14 protein-coding genes are annotated in these 14,604 nt (G+C 67.8%); 7 read left to right on the top strand and 7 right to left on the bottom strand.

Features of this window, described 5'->3' with window-relative positions:
- Nucleotides 1-3: 3 nt before the first annotated feature.
- On the bottom strand, nucleotides 4-1,596 hold the full coding sequence (locus ACJ7Z0_RS08600; protein WP_434789498.1) for a DNA-3-methyladenine glycosylase 2 family protein: 1,593 nt from the start codon (nucleotides 1,594-1,596) through the stop codon (nucleotides 4-6).
- 112 nt (nucleotides 1,597-1,708) lie between these two features.
- Between ACJ7Z0_RS08600 and ACJ7Z0_RS08595 the strand changes: the two genes are divergently transcribed.
- Both ACJ7Z0_RS08595 and ACJ7Z0_RS08590 read left to right on the top strand, forming a co-directional pair.
- Nucleotides 1,709-3,091 carry a phosphomannomutase/phosphoglucomutase gene (locus ACJ7Z0_RS08595; RefSeq protein WP_434789497.1) on the top strand — a complete coding sequence of 461 codons (1,383 nt, stop codon included), beginning with the start codon at nucleotides 1,709-1,711 and terminating at the stop codon, nucleotides 3,089-3,091.
- Nucleotides 3,092-3,096: 5 nt separating this feature from the next.
- Complete coding sequence (locus ACJ7Z0_RS08590; RefSeq protein ID WP_434789496.1) at nucleotides 3,097-4,476, top strand: 3-deoxy-D-manno-octulosonic acid transferase; 1,380 nt, start codon at nucleotides 3,097-3,099, stop codon at nucleotides 4,474-4,476.
- Nucleotides 4,477-4,508: 32 nt separating this feature from the next.
- Here the strand turns inward: ACJ7Z0_RS08590 and ACJ7Z0_RS08585 are convergent, their stop codons facing one another.
- The 4 genes from ACJ7Z0_RS08585 to ACJ7Z0_RS08570 all read right to left on the bottom strand — a co-directional run bounded on the left by ACJ7Z0_RS08585 (nucleotide 4,509) and on the right by ACJ7Z0_RS08570 (nucleotide 7,860).
- The gene (locus tag ACJ7Z0_RS08585) at nucleotides 4,509-6,041 is read right to left on the bottom strand and encodes a TolC family outer membrane protein (protein WP_434789495.1); all 1,533 of its coding nucleotides are present in this window, start codon (nucleotides 6,039-6,041) and stop codon (nucleotides 4,509-4,511) included.
- 21 nt (nucleotides 6,042-6,062) lie between these two features.
- Nucleotides 6,063-6,401: a rhodanese-like domain-containing protein gene (locus tag ACJ7Z0_RS08580; RefSeq protein WP_093015838.1), complete on the bottom strand. Its 339-nt coding sequence runs from the start codon at nucleotides 6,399-6,401 to the stop codon at nucleotides 6,063-6,065.
- A gap of 13 nt (nucleotides 6,402-6,414) precedes the next feature.
- Nucleotides 6,415-7,092, bottom strand: coding sequence for a protein-L-isoaspartate O-methyltransferase family protein (locus ACJ7Z0_RS08575; RefSeq protein ID WP_434789494.1), 678 nt, complete (start codon nucleotides 7,090-7,092; stop codon nucleotides 6,415-6,417).
- Between the two features lie 90 nt (nucleotides 7,093-7,182).
- Nucleotides 7,183-7,860, bottom strand: coding sequence for a TetR/AcrR family transcriptional regulator (locus ACJ7Z0_RS08570; protein WP_434789493.1), 678 nt, complete (start codon nucleotides 7,858-7,860; stop codon nucleotides 7,183-7,185).
- 101 nt (nucleotides 7,861-7,961) lie between these two features.
- On the opposite strand from ACJ7Z0_RS08570, the gene msrA reads away from it, so the two are divergent.
- The 4 genes from msrA (at nucleotide 7,962) to ACJ7Z0_RS08550 (ending at nucleotide 12,160) form a co-directional block, all read left to right on the top strand.
- A complete protein-coding gene (msrA, locus tag ACJ7Z0_RS08565) occupies nucleotides 7,962-8,513 on the top strand; it encodes a peptide-methionine (S)-S-oxide reductase MsrA (protein WP_434789492.1) in 552 nt (183 codons plus the stop codon).
- A gap of 45 nt (nucleotides 8,514-8,558) precedes the next feature.
- A complete protein-coding gene (locus tag ACJ7Z0_RS08560; RefSeq protein WP_434789491.1) occupies nucleotides 8,559-8,954 on the top strand; it encodes a hypothetical protein in 396 nt (131 codons plus the stop codon).
- A gap of 79 nt (nucleotides 8,955-9,033) precedes the next feature.
- Nucleotides 9,034-11,136: a TonB-dependent receptor gene (locus ACJ7Z0_RS08555; RefSeq protein WP_434789490.1), complete on the top strand. Its 2,103-nt coding sequence runs from the start codon at nucleotides 9,034-9,036 to the stop codon at nucleotides 11,134-11,136.
- 73 nt (nucleotides 11,137-11,209) lie between these two features.
- Nucleotides 11,210-12,160 (top strand): AEC family transporter, encoded by a 951-nt coding sequence (locus tag ACJ7Z0_RS08550; RefSeq protein WP_434789489.1) that lies wholly within the window; start codon nucleotides 11,210-11,212, stop codon nucleotides 12,158-12,160.
- 131 nt (nucleotides 12,161-12,291) lie between these two features.
- Here the strand turns inward: ACJ7Z0_RS08550 and ACJ7Z0_RS08545 are convergent, their stop codons facing one another.
- Nucleotides 12,292-12,681 carry a hypothetical protein gene (locus tag ACJ7Z0_RS08545; RefSeq protein ID WP_434789488.1) on the bottom strand — a complete coding sequence of 130 codons (390 nt, stop codon included), beginning with the start codon at nucleotides 12,679-12,681 and terminating at the stop codon, nucleotides 12,292-12,294.
- A gap of 24 nt (nucleotides 12,682-12,705) precedes the next feature.
- On the opposite strand from ACJ7Z0_RS08545, the gene ACJ7Z0_RS08540 reads away from it, so the two are divergent.
- Complete coding sequence (locus tag ACJ7Z0_RS08540; RefSeq protein ID WP_434789487.1) at nucleotides 12,706-13,911, top strand: OmpA family protein; 1,206 nt, start codon at nucleotides 12,706-12,708, stop codon at nucleotides 13,909-13,911.
- Nucleotides 13,912-13,918: 7 nt separating this feature from the next.
- On the opposite strand, the gene pdxH is transcribed toward ACJ7Z0_RS08540, so the two are convergent.
- The gene (pdxH, locus tag ACJ7Z0_RS08535; RefSeq protein ID WP_434789486.1) at nucleotides 13,919-14,590 is read right to left on the bottom strand and encodes a pyridoxamine 5'-phosphate oxidase; all 672 of its coding nucleotides are present in this window, start codon (nucleotides 14,588-14,590) and stop codon (nucleotides 13,919-13,921) included.
- Nucleotides 14,591-14,604 lie beyond the last annotated feature (14 nt).

The raw sequence follows: 14,604 nt of genomic DNA, 5'->3' as shown, positions 1-14,604 counted from the left end.
ATTTCAGGCGGAGGCGCCTGCCGTTGTGAGGTTGTTGAAAGATGGCTCTGCGGCGGACGAGGCCGCGGCCACGGTGGGCGACGGCGCATGCCACGCACGCAGCACCGCATAGCTGCGCCAGGGCCGCCACGCCTGCGATGCCTCGCTGGCCGCGCGCGCGGTGGTCACGCCCAGTGCCTTCTGCAGCGCGACGTCGCCCGCGGGAAACGCGTCGGGCCAGCGCAGCGCGCGCATCGCGATGTATTGCGCCGTCCAGGCACCGATGCCGGGGAGCTCCTGCAGCGCGGCAATGGTCGAGGGCACGTCGGCACCCGCATGCAATGCCAGCTTGCCGGAGGCGACCTCGCGGGCAATCGCCTGCAATGCCGCCTGCCGCTGTCGCACGATGCCGAGCTGCCCGAGCGCATCGCCGCTTGCCGCGGCGAGTACGGCGGGCGTGGGAAACAACCGGTCCAGGCCGTCGATGGGCGTGGCCATGGGCTCGCCGAATGCCTCGACCAGCCGCGAGCCCAGCGTGCGCGCCGCGGCCACCGTGATCTGCTGGCCCAGCACCGCGCGCACCGCAAGCTCGAAGCCATCGACCGTGCCGGGCACGCGCAGCCCGTCGCCATGCGGAAAGGACTCGTGCAGCGCGGCGTTGATGGCCATCGGTTCGGCGTCGAGGTCGAGCATGGCGCGTGCGCGGCTGATCACGATCGGCAGCACCGCGGCCAGCGAATCGCTCACCGAGAGCAGCATCTGCTCGCGCTCCATGTCGAAGCGCAGCTGCAGCCAGCCGGAGTGCGTCTGTCCGCCTTGCTGCACGCGCAGCGTGCGGGCCAGGCGAACGAAGGTGGGCGTGCTGCCCTTGGTGGGCGTCTTGCCGTCGGCCGTGCTTGCCACCTCGACACCACGCAGTGCGCGCCGTGCAAAGAAGCCGAGCATCGCGTCCGCGTCATACGGTGGGCGAAAGCCCAGGCGTACTTCGATGGCCTTGCCTTCGCCGCCTTCTGCACCGCCGGCGCGCCGCAGCGCACTGGGGTTGAGGCCGTAGTGCTCCACGAAGGCCGCGTTGAAGCGGCGCACGCTCGCAAAGCCGCTGGCCAGTGCGACCTGCGTCATCGGCAGCCGCGTGTCGGCAATCAATTGCTTGGCGGCCAGCAGGCGCCGCGTCTGCAAATATTGCAAGGGGGACACGCCGAACTGCGCTTCGAAGATGCGCCGCAGATGCCGGTCGCTCACGCCGAGCCGCGCCGCGATCTGCGCTGCGCCGGGACCTTCTTCGGCCCAGGCATCGGGTTCGTCGATGAGCCGCGCGGCCTGCAATGCAAGGATGCGCGAGGCGTCTTCGGTCGACCAGCTTGCCGCGCGGGGCGCCAGTTCGGGACGGCAGCGCAGGCAAGGGCGAAAGCCCTCGGCCTCGGCCTGTGCCGCATGGCGAAAGAACCTGCAGTTCTCGCGCCGCGGCAGCTTCACTCGGCAGACCGGCCGGCAATAGATGCCGGTAGAGGTCACCGCGGTGAAGAATGAGCCGTCGAAGCGCGCGTCGTGCGTCTTCATCGCCAGGTAGCAGGCGTCGCTCTCGAGCGCTTCGGTGGAGGCATGAGGGGTAGGCATGGGCAAATGATACGGTTTCGAGTCGTTTCAACTGGCCGTTTTCGGACATGTGGGCACCGGAACGCTTGCCTACAATGGCCCGGTCTCCAGAACCAACAGGGAATGCCACTTCATGCAACTCAGCGCATCGATTTTCAAGGCCTATGACATCCGGGGCGTGGTGCCCGTCACGCTCGATGCAGAGGTCGCGGAAGCGCTCGGCCGGGCTTTCGGCAGCGCCGCCCGTGCGGCCGGTGAAAAGACCGTGGCCGTGGGCCGCGACGGCCGCCTGTCCGGCCCCGCGCTCGTCGAGGCATTGATCAGCGGCCTGGTCGCCACCGGCGTCGAGGTGATCGACGTGGGGGCGGTGACCACGCCCATGCTCTACTTTGCGGCCCACACGCTGTGCTCGAGCGGCATCCAGGTCACGGGCAGCCACAACCCCAAGGACTACAACGGCTTCAAGATGGTGCTGGCGGGGCGCGCCATCTACGGCGACGAGATCCAGGGTCTGCGCAAGGTGATGGAAGAAGGCACCGCGAAGCTTGCACCCGGCGGCAGCGTGCGCAAGGTCGACGTGACCGAGGCCTACACGCAGCGCATCGTCGGCGACATCAAGCTGGCGCGTCCGCTCAAGATCGTGGTCGATTCGGGCAACGGCATTGCGGGCGCCACGGCACCGGCCATCTTCCGCGCCATCGGCTGCGAGGTGACCGAGCTGTTCAGCGAGGTCGACGGCGACTTTCCCAACCACCACCCCGATCCGAGCAAGCTCGAGAACCTCAAGGACCTGATGGCTGCGCTGGCCACGGGCGATGCCGAACTGGGCCTGGCCTTCGACGGCGACGGCGACCGCCTGGGCATCGTCACGAAAGACGGCCAGAACATCTTTCCCGACCGTCAGATGCAGCTCTTTGCGCAGGACGTGCTCTCGCGCGTGCCCGGCGGCACCATCGTGTACGACGTCAAGTGCTCGCAGCGCCTGGCGCCGGCCATCGAGGCCGCGGGTGGCAAGCCGATGATCTTCAAGACCGGCCATTCGCTCATCAAGGCCAAGATGAAGGAAATCGATTCGCCGCTCGGCGGCGAGATGAGCGGCCACATCTTCTTCAAGGAGCGCTGGTACGGCTTCGACGACGGCACCTATGCGGGCTGCCGCCTGCTCGAGATATTGAGCAAGACGCCGAACGCGAGCGACACGCTCAACGCACTGCCCACGAGCTTCTCGACACCTGAACTCAACGTGAAGTGCGCCGAAGGCGAACCGCACGCGGTGGTCGACAAGCTGGTTGCCGGCGCGAGCTTTGCGGCACCCGCCGTGGTCTCGACCATCGATGGCCTGCGCGTCGACTGGCCGGACGGCTTCGGGCTCATTCGCGCTTCCAACACCACGCCGGTGCTGGTGCTGCGCTTCGAGGGCCAGACCGATGCGGCCCTGAAGCGCATCGAAGCCGAAATGCTCGCACTCCTTCGAACCGTCAAAGCCGACGCGACGCTGGCCGAAGCGTCGCACTGAGCCCCGTGCGTTCGCTGCTGCTGCGCCTCTACGGCGCCTTCACCACCGCCGTGCAACCGCTGGTTCGCCGCAAGCTGCGGCGCCGCGCGGAAGCCGAGCCCGGCTACGCCGTGGCCGTCGAGGAGCGCTTCGGCCACTACGACGATGCCATCACCGGCGAAGGCCAGTGCTGGGTGCACGCGGTTTCGCTCGGCGAAACGCGCGCGGCCGCCATCTTGATTGCGGAGTTGCGGCGGCAGTATCCGGGCATCCCGATCCTGCTCACGCATGGCACCGCCACGGGCCGCGAAGAGGGCGCCAAGCTGCTCGAACCCGGCGATACGCAGGTCTGGCAGCCGTGGGACACGCCGGGTGCCGTGGCGCGGTTTCTCGACCGCTTCCAGCCGCGCATCGGCGTGCTGATGGAAACCGAAGTCTGGCCCGAGATGGCCGCGGCCTGCGCCGAGCGCCGCATTCCGCTGGTGCTGGCCAATGCGCGCCTCAACGAAAAATCGCTGGCCGCGGCCGAACGCCTCGGCTGGCTCGCACGGCCCGCGTACTCGGCGCTCGCTGCCGTTTGGGCGCAGACCGAAGCCGATGCGCACCGGCTGGTGTCGCTCGGCGCCAAGGTGGCCGGCATCTATGGCAACCTCAAGTTCGACGCCTCGCCCGATGCGCGCCAGCTCTCCACCGCCGTGGCGTTGCGCGAGCGCCTGCCGCGGCCGATGGTGGTGCTCGCGAGCTCGCGCGACGGCGAGGAGCGCATGCTGCTCGACGTGCTCAAGCGCTTTGGCGCCACCTCGCCCGTGCCGCCCGAGCAGGGCGCCGTTCGTTCGATTGCCAAGCGCGTGCACGACGTGCAATGGATGATCGTGCCGCGCCATCCGCAGCGCTTCGATGAAGTGGCCGCGCTGATCGAATCGCAGGGCTTTGCGGTGGCACGCCGCAGCGCCGCGGGCGAGCCGGCCGACGCCGAGATCTGGCTCGGCGATTCGCTCGGCGAAATGGCCCTTTACTACGGCCTGGCCGATGTCGCGCTGCTCGGCGGAAGCTTCGAGCCGCTGGGCGGACAGAACCTCATCGAGCCCGCCGCATGCGGTTGCCCGGTGGTCATGGGTCCATCGACCTTCAACTTTGCCGAGGCGGCGCAGCTGTCGCTCGCGGCCGGTGCCTCCCTGCGCGTCGAGAACATGGAGCAGGCCGTGACCGCGGCGCTCAAGCTGGTCGAGAACCCCGAGCGCCGCGCCTTCATGGCGGAGGCCGCATTGGCTTTCTCGTCGTCCAACCGCGGCGCGGCCGAACGTACGGCGACGGCGGTGCTGGCCATTGCGCAGGCCGCGGACCCCGTGGTGACCGAAGCCGCGCCCCTCGAAGAAGAGTCGAGGGCGGAGCCCACGCTCGAATAATCTCGCCCCTGTGCCTGGGGCGAGCCAGATCCCTAGCGAACCGGCGGGTTCAGGATGACGGGCGGCGGCGGTGCCGAAGGCATGACCGGTGCCGGCGGGTTGAATGGCGGCACCGGCACCGGCGGCACGACCGGAATGCTGGGTGGCGTGACCGGCACGGCCTGCGGGCGCTCGCCGGCCGATGGCACTGGCGCAGGCGTGCTCCCGTTCTTCGCCAGCGTCGCATTGATCGCGTTCATGTCTTCAACGGTGAGTGTGCCGTTGGCCTGGCGCAGCTTCAGGTTGCCCAGCAGCACGTTGTAGCGCGCCTGCGCGAGATCGCGCTTGGTCTGGAACAGCTGGCTTTGCGAATTGAGCACGTCGATGTTGATGCGCACGCCCACCTGGTAGCCGAGCCGGTTGGCATCGAGCGCGCTCTGGCTCGAGGCCTCGGCCGCTTCGAGTGCCTTCACCTGGCCCGCGCCCGACACCAGCCCGAGGTAGGCCGCGCGCGTGGCCTGCGCCACGCTGCGGCGGGTGCCGTCGAGCACGCTGCGCGACTGGTCTTCGAGCGCGAGCGTTTCCTTGATGCGGTTCTCGGTGGCAAAGCCCGCGAACAGCGGCAGGTTGAACACCACGCCCACGGAGGCGGCGTTGATGCGCGTGCCCACGGTGCTGGTGGCGGTTCCCTGGGGGTTGCGCGTGATGTTGTAGCCCAGGTTGGCATCGAGCGTGGGCTTGTGGCCGGCCTCGGCCTTGCGTATTTCCAGGCCCGCCACGTCCAGGCCGAGCCGCGCCTGGCGGATGGCGGGATGCACTTCATCGGCCTGCGCGACCCAGGCTTCGATGTTGGCCGGCATGGCGGTGGGCAGCACCACGGGCTGGGACAGCGGCACCGGCACGCTGCCGGGGCGGCCGACCAGCTGGTCGAGCACCACCTTCTTCACCTGCAGGTCGTTCTCGGCTGCAATCTCCTGCGCAATGACGAGGTCGTAGCGGGCCTGCGCTTCGCGCGCGTCGGTGATGGTGGAAGTGCCGACCTCGAAGTTGCGCTTGGCCGATGCAAGCTGCTCGGCCACGGCCACCTTCTGCGCCCGCACCAGCGTCAGGCTGTCCTGGCTCGCGAGCACGTCGAAGTACGCCTGGCTCACGCGGACGATCAGGTCCTGCTCGGCCGTGGTGAGCACCGCCTCGGCGATCTCGGCCTGGCGCTTGCCCTGCTCGTAGGTGGCCCAGTTGGCGGGCCGGTAGAGCGGCTGCGTGGCGTTGACGCCGACGTTCTGCGTGGTGAAGTCGCGCGGCGTCGTCGTTCCGCGGCCGGCGCCGGTGAGGGTGTCGATGTCCAGGTTGTTGCGCGTTGCGCCGGCCGTGAGCCCCACGGCCGGAAGGATGCCGGCCTTGGCCTGCGCGGCACGCGCCACGGTCGCGTCGTACTGCGCGCGGGCGCCCTGGTAGGTTGCGTCGAAGCCGCGTGCGGAATCGTAGAGTTCGTTCAGTGTCTGGCCTTGGGCCGGCAGTGCGAGCAGGGTGGCAAAGAGACTTGCGAGCGCTGCGGAGAGAGGCAAAAGCCTGGGCCTGGAAGGCATTGAACGTCCTTGAAGAAAGAATCAGTAGCGCGGCACGGCGGGGTCGTGCTGTGCGGACCAGGCGTCGATGCCGCCGGCCACGTTGGCCAATTCGGCAAAGCCGTTCTGGCTCAGGAACGCCGCCACGCGCTGGCTGCGCGCGCCGTGATGGCACAGGCATGCAATGCGCTGGCCTTCGCCGAGCTCCGAAATGCGCGCCGGAATCTCGTTCATCGGGATCGCGACCAGCGTGAAACCCTGGGGGGCGACGCTCGCGGTCTGCAGCTCCCAGGGTTCGCGCACGTCGAGCAGCACGGGCGCCGCACCGGGGTTCTGCGCATACCAGGCGGCCAGGTCGGCGGGGCGGACTTGATCGATCATGCGGTGGTCCCGTTCAGAACGAGAAGCGCGAAGGCTCGGGGAAATTGAGCAGCCGCGGTGCCACGGTGTCCCACGGCTGGATGGTGTCCCACTTGCTTTCGCTGCTGCGGGTGACGAAGTGGGCGCGCATCATCGGTTCGTCGCCCACGATGGCGGCGAGCCGGCCGCCCACCTTGAGCGAGCCGAGCAGGTTCTGCGGAATGCGCGCCACGGAGCCGCTGAGCACGATCACGTCGAAGCTCGGGCCGCTCGGCAGCGGCACGGCGCCGTCGGCATTGCGCACTTCGACATTGGCCACGCCGTTCTGGCGCAGCGTTTCGGCCGCGCGGGCGGCCAGCACGGGATCGATCTCCAGCGACAGCACCTGGGCTGCGCGATGGGCGAGCAGAGCGGCCATGAAGCCCGATCCGGTGCCGATCTCGAGCACCGACTCGTGCTTTTGCACGTGCAGGTCCTGCAGCATGCGCGCCTCGACCTTGGGCGAGAGCATCACCTGGCCGGGAACGGAGCCGTCGGCCAGCGGAAGCTCCATGTCGAAGAAGGACAGCGCGCGATGCTCGGGCGGCGCGTAGTCTTCGCGCCGAATGCTGGCGAGGAGGTCGAGAATTTCCAGGTCGAGCACATCCCAGGGCCGGATCTGCTGCTCGATCATGTTGAAGCGCAAGCGCTCGAGGGTGGGGGTCGGGTTCATTGGGGGCTTTTCCTTGTGGGGCTCAGGACAAACCTTCAATTTTAGGTTGCCCGGCCCCGGCCCGCGGGATGCCTGCGATGCATTTGCTTGTCATGCTGCTGCTCCGGGCCGCCGTGTGAGGCCGTACAGCACTGTCTCGGCCTGCGTCGCAAGGAATTTTTCAGGGTCGAGCGCGGCTTCCCCGTCGACGCAGATCATGGCCGAGTGCTTCCACAGCATGAGGAAGATCATGGGCGCAAGCACGGCGTAGATGGCATGGTCGACGTCGACCGGCGCGAATTCGCCGCGGTCGATGCCGCGCTGCAGGATGCGCCGCAGCAGCGTGTGGCCGGGACGGACCACCTCCTGGCGGTAGAACTCGGCCAATTCGGGAAAATTGGCGCCTTCGCTCATCATGAGCTTGGTCAGGCCCGAAGCCTTGGTCATGCCGACCCGCTCCCACCAGATGCGCATGCAATAGCGCAGCATGTCGGCCGTGGTGCCCTCGAAGGCCTCGAACTCGTCGTTCCATTCGGAGAACCGGCCGCTGAGGTTCTCGACCACCACGGCCTTGAAGAGCTCTTCCTTGCTCGGAAAATAAAGGAAGAGGGTGCCCTTGGAGACCCCCGCGCGGGCCGCGACTTCCTCCGAGCGGGTGGCGGCAAAGCCTTTTTCGACGAACAGGTCGAGCGCAGCAGCCAGGAGTTCGCCGGGACGCGCCTCCTTGCGGCGCTCGCGTTTGGAGCGCACCGGGCAGAGCTTGTCGGCAAGGAAGCGGGGCGTGGGCATGAGATTAATGACTGACGGGTTAGTAATGTAGTGACCGGCATCCGGGCCGTCAAGCCGCGACAATATCGGGTTCGCCTTTTTCCCACCTGCCGGAGCAGCCCATGACTTCCTCACCGTCGCCAACCGAAACCATCGTGCTGGGCGGGGGCTGCTTCTGGTGCACCGAGGCCGTTTTCGACCGCGTGCAGGGCGTGGTGGACGTCGAATCGGGCTATTGCAACGGCCAGACCGTGAACCCGAGCTACGAGCAGGTCTGCACCGGCCGCACCGGGCATGCGGAAGTGGTGAAGGTCGAATTCGACCCCGCCGTCATCAGCCTGCGCGAAATTCTCGAGATCTTTTTCGTGGTGCACGACCCCACGACCCTGAACCGGCAGGGCAACGACGCCGGCACGCAATACCGCAGCGGCATCTACGTGACGACCGACGCGCAGAAGCAGGTGGCCCAAGAGGTCATCCGCGAGATCGAGGCGAGCAAGACCTATGGCTCGCCGATCGTGACCGAGGTGGCGCCGCTCGCCAACTACTCGACCGCCGAGGCCTACCACCAGGATTATTTCCTGAACAACCCGAACCAGGGCTACTGCGCCTTCGTGGTCGGCCCCAAGGTCGAGAAGTTCCAGAAGACCTTCGCGTCCCGCGTCAAGGCTTGATCGTTCACCAAGGCCCTGCTTTCCGTGCACATCGCCCTCAGCCCAATGCCGAACCGGTCGATCCTGTCGACCCGGGCGATCGCCATCGCGCTGGTGGTTGCGCTGTGGTTCGCGGGCACGCTGGGGCTCATGCACCGGTCGCTGCACGTGCCCGGCCTGGCGCACGCCCATGCAACGGCCCAGGCCACTGCCCAGGCCGTTCATGCGGAGGGCGCGCAGGAGCATGCGACCCGCGGCGGCATCGTCGGCCTGTTCGGCGACCACTCCGATGCCGAATGCCGGCTGTACGACCAGCTGTCGCACGGCTCGGGCGCGTTGGGCGTCCCCACGGTGGCGCTGCCGGTGCTGCTGCCGTCGGCCATTTTTGCCTATCTGCAGGGCGAAGCCATCGCCCGCTGGGTTGCGCTGTTCGACGCGCGCGGCCCGCCTTCCACTCGCTGAATCTTCCCTGTGTTCCGGTTGCTGCACCCGCCTTTGCGGGTAGCGGCAGATCGTCCCTTGATTCAACGAGTGCTCATTCATGATTCCCAATTTCCGTCGCAACGCCATCGGCGCTGCCGTTCTTTCGCTCGCTTCTTTTGCGAGCATGGCCCAGGCCCAGTCGACTCCGCAGGCGCAACCCGCCGAGGCGGCCGCAGCCACTCTTCCGGAGATCGCCGTCACCGGCAATCCGCTGGGCGCCAGCGAACTGATCGCGCCCACCACCACGCTGTCGGGCGACAAACTGTTGATGCGCTCCGAATCGACGCTGGGCGAAACGCTCAACAACCTGCCCGGCGTGAGCAGCAGCTACTTCGGCCCGAACGCGAGCCGGCCGATCATCCGTGGCCTCGACGGCGACCGCATCCGCATCCTGCAGAACGGCGGCGGCGCGCCCGATGCTTCGGCGCTGAGCTACGACCATGCCGTGCCGGTGGACGCGCTGGTCACCGACCGCATTGAAGTGCTGCGCGGGCCTTCGGCGCTGCAGTACGGCGGCAGCGCGGTGGGCGGCGTGGTCAACGTGATCGACAACCGCATTCCCACCGAGCCCATCAACGGCTTCGGCGGCCGCGCCGACCTGGGCTTTTCGACCGGCAGCAAGGAGAAGAACGGCGGCGTGGTGCTGGAGGGCGGCAACGACCGCTTCGCGCTGCACGTCGACGCGTTCAACCGCGACGCCAAGGATGTCTCGGTGCCCATCGACCTGGAATGCAGCAAGCCGGGGCGTCCCTGGCTGGCGCGCAAGATCTGCAACTCGGCCAACGAGGCGCACGGCGGCGCGGTGGGCGGCACGCTGTTCTTCGACCAGGGCTTTATCGGCGCCTCGGCCAGCACCTACCGCAGCAACTACGGCACCGTGGCCGAAGACGACGTGACCATCGGCATGAAGTCCGACCGCTATGCGATCGAAGGCGAGTGGCGGCCGGGCGGCATCATCAGCAGCGTTCACGTCAAGGCCAGCCACACCAACTACCGCCACGCCGAATTCGAAGGCGGCGAGGCCGGCACCACGTTCTCGAACATGAGCAACGACCTGCGCATCGAAGCCCGCCACCGCAAGATCGGCAACTTCGAAGGCCTGGTCGGCTTTGCGAGCGAAAGCAACCGCTTTGCCGCCGATGGCGAGGAGGCCTTTGCGCCGCACAGCCGCACGCGCTCCAACGCGCTGTTCATGTATGAAGAACTCGGCACGTCATGGGGCCGGTTGAGCTTTGGCGCGCGCACCGAGAAAGTCCGCGTCACGTCGCTGGGCTACCCCGACGATCCGACGGTGACGCGCTTTGCCATTGGCGAGCGCACGTTCAACCCGCACAGTGCGGCCATCGGCGCGCTGGTCAACCTGACGCCGCAGTGGCAGCTCACCTCGAACCTCGCCTACACCGAGCGGGCACCGAAGGACTACGAGCTGCTCGCCAACGGGCCGCACGTGGCAACGGCCGCCTGGGAGGTCGGCAATCCGGACCTGCAGAAAGAAAAGTCGACCGGCTTCGATGTCGGCGCGCAATGGAAGTCGGGCGCCAACACGGCCCGCGTCAACGCTTACGTCACGCGCTTTCGCAATTACATCGGCCTGACGGCTTCGGGCCGCACGCTCGATGAAGAAGGCCAGGTGGTCACCGACCCTGCGGCGACCGATACGCTAGCCGAGTACCTCTACAGCGGCGCGCGCGCGCGCTTCACCGGCATCGAGGCCAGCGGCAACCTGCGCCTCCTGGGCACCGAAGGCTTCGCACGCATGGCCGATGCCTCGACGCTCGACCTGGAATGGCGCGGCGACGTGGTGCGTGCGAAGAACCTCGACACCGGCGAGCCGCTGCCGCGCATCGCGCCGTTCCGCGCGGGCGCGACGCTGGCGTATGGCAACGGCCCATGGAGCGCGCGCTTCGGCTTCGACTACAACGCGGCGCAGCGCCACGTGCCGAGCGTCGGCGCGCGAGAGACCGATGCCTACACGCTGTGGAACGCCTCGATTTCCTACCGCATGAAGGTGCAACGCGCCAACCTCACCTGGTATGCGCGCGTCGACAACATCACGAACAAGCTGGCCTACAGCCCGACCTCGATCCTGACGACGACGGTGTACCCGAACGCGCCGCTGCCGGGGCGTTCGCTGAAGGTGGGCCTGCGCGTGACGTTCTAAGTCACCGGTACCGCTTCTTCCTTCCGCCTTCGCGAGCGGGAGGAAGGGGCAGGCAAGAGGCTATCCTCGGCGGGTGAATTCGTTCGTCATCTCTTCGCTGCTGCCCGTCGTTTTTCTCATTGCCGCGGGCTACCTGGCCGGCCGGCGCCGCTGGATCGGCGGCAACGCCGTCAAGGATCTTTCCAACCTGATCTTCCTCTTGCTGGCGCCCGCGCTGCTGTTTCGCGCCATGAGCACGGTGCACGTGCAAGAGCTGAGCCTGAAGCCGGTGGCGGCTTACTTCACTGCCTCGGGCCTGCTGTTCGCGGCTACGCTGGCGCTGCGAGGCTTCAACCGCACGGCGGCCGTCATTGCGCTGGCCAACACCTACAGCAACACCGTGATGATCGGCATCGTGCTGGTCGGCCTCGCCTATGGCGAGCAGGGCATGGTGGTGCTGCTCACGCTGATCTCGCTGCACTCGCTGGTGCTTCTGACCAGCGCCACGGTGGTGCTGGAGCTTGCAGTGGCGCGCGAGCATGCGGCGGAGAGCGGCCAGGCGAAGCGCCCCATGGCGCGCACCGTGCTGCGCGCGCTGCGCAACGCCATCATCCACCCGGTGCCGCTGCCGATCATCGCGGGGCTGCTGTTCGCGCAGACGGGGCTCACGATGCCCGAATCCATCGACAAGCCGATCATGCTGCTCGGGCAGGCCTTCGGCCCGGTGGCGCTCGTGATGGTGGGCATCACGCTTGCGCTGACGCCCATCGGCCGGCACTGGCGCGGCGCCATGGTGCAGTCGCTGGTGAAGAACCTGCTGCATCCGCTGCTGGTGGCCGGCATCGGCTGGCTGCTGGGCGTGCGCGGCATTCCGCTCACCGTGATGGTGGTGGCGGCGGCGCTGCCCATCGGCGCCAACGTCTTTCTCTTTTCGCAGCGCTACCGCACGGCCGAAGACTTGGTCACGGCCAGCGTCGCGATGTCGACGGTGCTCGCGCTGGCCACGCTGACCCTGGTCATGACCCTGGTGCAGTGGCTTCCCTGAATTTTTCATAAGTCTTTAGCGCTACCGAGGCGCCGACCGCGTGCGCGGCGGGCGCCTATGCCGTTCGGCAGGGTGGCCGTTTGGCGAGATGGCGAGCGGCGGCTGCCGCTCTACATTTGCCCGCTGATGATTTACCAGGCGCGGTCTTCGCCGTTTTCCGTCATGGCGCCGATCGCGATGGTGATCGCGCTGTGCAGTGCTGCCTTGCCGGCGGCGGCCGACACCGATACCAAGCCGTGCCGCACGCCCTGCCTTTCGGCCGCCGTGCCGCGCGAGTCGGCCCCAGTCCCGCCCGCAGCGGCGAAGCCAGCGGAGGCGGAGCCCAAGCCCGCACCTGCCGCGGCAACGCGGCCGAATGCCAGGCCGAAGCCGCAGGCTGTTGCCGTGGCAGTGCAGCCGCCGCCCCCGCCTGCACCGGAGGTAGAGAAAGCCGCTGCCGCCAAGCGGCCGCCGCTCTCCAGGCGCTGCAGCGAAATCAACATGCGCGCGGCGATCGGCGAGCCGCTTTCGGACGAAGACATGAAGATATTGAGGAGTCAATGCTGATGATGACGAACACCACCCGACCCCTTCGCACGGCGTTGCGCGTGCTGGCCCTGTGCATCGCCGTGCTTGCCGCTGCGTGCGCGCATCGTCCGGCCCCGGGCAATGCCATGCCCTTCGAGCAGGCCGTCAACCAGGCGGTGGACGATCTGATCGTGCAGACCCAGAAGCTGCCGGCCTTCCTGGCCAAGGTGGAGTCGACGATCAAGCAGAGCCGCATCGTGATCGACCCGCTGCTCGAGGGCTCGAGCGGCCAGCAGACCGAAGTCACGCGCGTGGCCGAGCAGCGCATCGTCCAGCGCATGCAGTCGCAGTTCAAGCAGTTCACCGTCACGCCGTTCAACAATGCCGAGATCGAGCGCGCGCAGTACGTGCTCAACGGCACGCTGGTGCGCGACAAGGACGCGGCCGACGGGCGCTATCGCCTGAACCTGGCGCTGACCGAAATCAAGAGCGGCGTGGTCATTGCGCAATCGGTGGCGCGCATCAGCGATGCAACGCTCGACACGCGGCCGACGGCGTTCTTTCGCGACAGCCCCGTGAACGGCAAGGACCGCGGCGTGGAAGGCTACATTCGCACCGCCGAAACACAGCCGGGCCAGGCGGCCGACGCGCTGTACCTGGAACGCCTGCCCACGTCGACGGTGCTGCAGGAAGCCACCGCGGCCTACGAGGCCGGCCGCATGAGCGAAGCGCTCAGCCGCTACGAAGCCGCCTCGCGCCGGTCCGATGGCCAGCAGCTGCGCATCTACAGCGGCCTGTATCTCACGCAGGCCCAACTCGGCCGCAGCGCGGACGCGGAGAAGACCTTCGGCACCCTCGCGCGACTGGGGCTGGAAACCAACAACCTGAGCGTGAAGTTCCTGTTCAAGCCCGGCTCGACCGACTTCCTGGCCGACCCGAAGATCAGCGCCGCCTACCCGATGTGGCTGCGGCAGATCGCGCGCCAGGCCGCGCAGATCGATTCATGTGTGGTGGTCACGGGCCACACGAGCCGCACCGGTTCGGAATCGGTCAACGAGCGCCTGTCGCTGCAGCGCGCGGTCAGCGTGAAGAGCCGTTTGGTGGGCGAGGCGCCGCCGCTGTCGAAGAAACTGCGCGAATCCGGCATGGGGTTCCGCGAGAACATCGTGGGCACGGGGGCCGACGACGCAAGCGATGCGCTCGACCGCCGCGTCGAGTTCAAAGTAGTGGGTTGCGAGGCTTGACGAAAATTCAGGGCGCGAGGCGTTCACGCACCCACGCGGCGTCTTCGAGCCGGTAGCGCAGCCGGTCGTGCAGCCGGCTCTTGCGGCCCTGCCAGAACTCCCAGCGATCCGGCACGAGGCGATAGCCGCCCCAGTGCGGCGGGCGCGGCGGCGAGAGCAGGTGCCTGGCGGCCGCCACGGCCGCGTTCTTGACCAGCACGTCGCGGCCGCTGATCACTTCGCTCTGCGGACTGGCCCAGGCGCCGATGCGTGAATCGAGCGGGCGGCTCGCAAAGTAGGCGTCGCTTTCCTCGGCGCTGGTCTTTTCCACGCGGCCCTCGATGCGCACCACGCGCTCGAGCTCGACCCAGTGGAACTGCAAGGCCGCATACGGATTGCCCGAGAGCTCGCGGCCCTTGCGGCTTTCATAGTTGGTGTACCAGACGATCCCGCGCGCGTCGCAGCCCTTGATGAGCACGATGCGGCTCGAAGGCCGCAGGTCGCTGGCCACGGTGCACAGGGTCATCGCGTTGGGCTCGGGCACCTGGGCGTCGATGGCTTCGCCGAGCCAGCGCTCGAATTGCTTCAGCGGGTCGTCGGCGCTGTGGGTTTCGCCGAGTTCGGCGCGCTCGTAGCTCTTGCGCAGCGCGGCCAACGTTTCGTTGGTGGGAGAAGAAGTCATGGCGGCATTGTTGCGCATGCACCACCGCCCGG

This window comes from Variovorax palleresanus (assembly GCF_051144945.1).
Lineage (GTDB): Bacteria > Pseudomonadota > Gammaproteobacteria > Burkholderiales > Burkholderiaceae_C > Variovorax > Variovorax paradoxus_S.
Note: the sequence above shows the minus strand (reverse complement) of the source record. Positions and strands in the feature narration are given on the sequence as shown.

Bases quoted from the DNA above. Each gene is read 5' to 3' on its own strand.
- ACJ7Z0_RS08600 (WP_434789498.1), bottom strand. From the start codon at position 1,596: ATGCCTACCCCTCATGCCTCCACCGAAGCGCTCGAGAGCGACGCCTGC.
- ACJ7Z0_RS08595 (WP_434789497.1), top strand. From the start codon at position 1,709: ATGCAACTCAGCGCATCGATTTTCAAGGCCTATGACATCCGGGGCGTG.
- ACJ7Z0_RS08585 (WP_434789495.1), bottom strand. From the start codon at position 6,041: ATGCCTTCCAGGCCCAGGCTTTTGCCTCTCTCCGCAGCGCTCGCAAGT.
- ACJ7Z0_RS08580 (WP_093015838.1), bottom strand. From the start codon at position 6,401: ATGATCGATCAAGTCCGCCCCGCCGACCTGGCCGCCTGGTATGCGCAG.
- ACJ7Z0_RS08575 (WP_434789494.1), bottom strand. From the start codon at position 7,092: ATGAACCCGACCCCCACCCTCGAGCGCTTGCGCTTCAACATGATCGAG.
- ACJ7Z0_RS08570 (WP_434789493.1), bottom strand. From the start codon at position 7,860: ATGCCCACGCCCCGCTTCCTTGCCGACAAGCTCTGCCCGGTGCGCTCC.
- msrA (WP_434789492.1), top strand. From the start codon at position 7,962: ATGACTTCCTCACCGTCGCCAACCGAAACCATCGTGCTGGGCGGGGGC.
- ACJ7Z0_RS08560 (WP_434789491.1), top strand. From the start codon at position 8,559: ATGCCGAACCGGTCGATCCTGTCGACCCGGGCGATCGCCATCGCGCTG.
- ACJ7Z0_RS08555 (WP_434789490.1), top strand. From the start codon at position 9,034: ATGATTCCCAATTTCCGTCGCAACGCCATCGGCGCTGCCGTTCTTTCG.
- ACJ7Z0_RS08545 (WP_434789488.1), bottom strand. From the start codon at position 12,681: ATGTCTTCGTCCGAAAGCGGCTCGCCGATCGCCGCGCGCATGTTGATT.
- ACJ7Z0_RS08540 (WP_434789487.1), top strand. From the start codon at position 12,706: ATGATGACGAACACCACCCGACCCCTTCGCACGGCGTTGCGCGTGCTG.
- pdxH (WP_434789486.1), bottom strand. From the start codon at position 14,590: ATGCGCAACAATGCCGCCATGACTTCTTCTCCCACCAACGAAACGTTG.